Here is a 2,133-nt window from a genome sequence, read left to right on the forward strand (position 1 = left end):
ACGGGGGCTAGAGGCTGATTTGTTATAAATCCTCGTCTTCCTGCCGGACAAACCCATCGATCCGGGGGTATTGCTGGCGCAGCAACCAGGCCGCCCAGGCCAGCGACACCCCCACCACCAGCGCCCCCAGCGCATGGGTAAGGCCGCCGATGAAGGGTGACTTGTTCAGCCAACCCACACTGGAGAACAAGTAGATCCAGTCGTGGCCACCCGCTTCGCCCGTGGCGCCGGAGAGCAGCATGAGCTGGGGTTGCCGCGCATCGAACATATATGGCGCCACATCCAGCAGCGACACCCCGAAAAACCAAAGGCCCACGGCCGCGCCAAAGGGGTCGCGGTTCTTGATCAGCAGCGCCCCGGCCAGCACGGCGGGCATGATCAACTGGCCCAGCGTGCCGCCCAGCACGGTCATCCATTCCCCGAGGGGCATGAAGATGATGTGCCCGGCCTCGTGAAACACCAGCAGCGGCCGGTGGAGAAATGATTCCATCATTTCCCCGGTTCGGTAATCAAGCCGGATCAAGAACCAGGCCCAAACCGTCAAGCCCGCCAGCAGGGCCACCCGAAACCAAAAACGCATCGAATCTACCCGCTGCGGGATGTGGGTGAGGTGCGTAGTCCAGCCGGGTTCGTCGTCTTGCATGCCGCTAACATACTGCAAAGTCAGAAGTTCTGGCGATTTTCATGCCTTCCTGTGCTGCGGGTTTTGAAAGATATTCAAATCAAGCGTATTGATTTGTACGCAAGTTTGCTTTGTTTGACGTGATCATGGGGCGGCTAATAAAAGATCTGACACAGTGGCAATCCATCGGAGGAAATAAATGGACGCGTTTCAGTGGAACCCCTGCTTTGTAACCGGCCTGCACGATGTTGATGAGCAACATCACCGCTTGGTCGATGTCATCAACCGGTTTGGTGAACTGGTCATGCGCGAGGAGGGTGCGACCCTCGCCGAGATGGAAACGGTCTTCGCCGAACTGGCCGACTACGCCAAATACCATTTCACCGAAGAAGAAAATTTGATGCACAGCATGCACCTGGATGCGCGTTATATCGAGCAGCACCAAAAGGTCCACGACAAATTTTTTGATGAAGTGACGCAGCTGCACGGCAGTGTTTCGGCCCATAACCGGGACGCCGCCAAGTCCTTGTTGCAGTTCTTGACCCATTGGCTGGCGTACCACATTCTGGGAACGGACCAGTTCATGGCCCGGCAGTTCGAGTTGATCAAGTCCGGCTCCAGTCCTGAAGCGGCCTATCAGGCCGAGTCTGAATCACAGGACCCGGCAACCGCTACTTTATTGAGGTCCCTTAACGGCTTGTTTGAACAGGTGTCAGAGCGCAACCATGCGTTGACGCAACTGAACAAGACTCTGGAAGGGCGCGTGGCCGAGCGAACCCAGGCCTTGAGCGAAGCCAATCAGCAACTCGAAGACCTTGCCAATACTGACGCCCTGACCCGGCTGCCGAATCGGCGCTTCGCCCTGCGCCGTTTTGCACGCGAATGGGAGGCCGCCGTGCGCCTGGACGCGCCGCTGTCTTGTTTGATGATTGATGCGGATGGGTTCAAAGTCATCAATGACACCTATGGCCATGACGCCGGGGACGCCGTCTTGCGAGCCTTGTCTGCGCAACTGCAACACGCTGTGCGCACGGACGATATTGTTTGCCGACTCGGTGGGGATGAGTTCCTGATCATTTGTGCCAACACCCCTCTGAAGGGTGCCTTGTTGTTGGCCGAAACGATTCGCAGCGAAGTCGCCGCGCTTCGTGTGCCAGCCGGTAGTGGGGAATGGCGCGGCAGCATCAGCCTCGGCGTGGCCTCCCGCACGGCCGGGATGCACGGTACCGAAGACCTGATGAAAGAAGCCGACCGGGGCCTTTACGCCGCCAAGCGCAACGGGCGCAACTGCGTGGCGACCTCAGTCGACTGAATCCGCCCCGCGAGCGCCAAACCCGTTTTGCCGCCAGGCTTCAAACACCGTTACTGCCACCGCGTTAGACAAGTTCAGGCTGCGCTGGCCCTCGATCATGGGAAGTTTGAGCCCTTGAGCGGGGGCGAACGAGGCGCGCACTTCGTCTGATATCCCCTTGGTCTCGGAGCCAAACACCAGCCAATCACCTGGCTGAAAT

3 protein-coding genes are annotated in these 2,133 nt (G+C 58.6%); 1 reads left to right on the forward strand and 2 read right to left on the reverse strand.

Annotated elements, in window-relative coordinates; translation table 11 throughout:
* Positions 1-22: 22 nt before the first annotated feature.
* The gene (locus WCG50_RS19110; protein WP_336901180.1) at positions 23-643 is read right to left on the reverse strand and encodes a hypothetical protein; all 621 of its coding nucleotides are present in this window, start codon (positions 641-643) and stop codon (positions 23-25) included.
* A 178-nt stretch (positions 644-821) separates the two neighbouring features.
* On the opposite strand from WCG50_RS19110, the gene WCG50_RS19115 reads away from it, so the two are divergent.
* A complete protein-coding gene (locus WCG50_RS19115; RefSeq protein WP_336901181.1) occupies positions 822-1,934 on the forward strand; it encodes a bacteriohemerythrin in 1,113 nt (370 codons plus the stop codon).
* Here the strand turns inward: WCG50_RS19115 and WCG50_RS19120 are convergent.
* The coding region (locus WCG50_RS19120; RefSeq protein WP_336901182.1) for a TrmH family RNA methyltransferase at positions 1,923-2,133 on the reverse strand (211 nt) is incomplete at its 5' end. The genes WCG50_RS19115 and WCG50_RS19120 overlap by 12 nt on opposite strands.

The sequence above is a fragment of the Rhodoferax sp. genome (genome assembly GCF_037143375.1).
In the GTDB taxonomy this organism is placed as follows: domain Bacteria; phylum Pseudomonadota; class Gammaproteobacteria; order Burkholderiales; family Burkholderiaceae_C; genus Rhodoferax.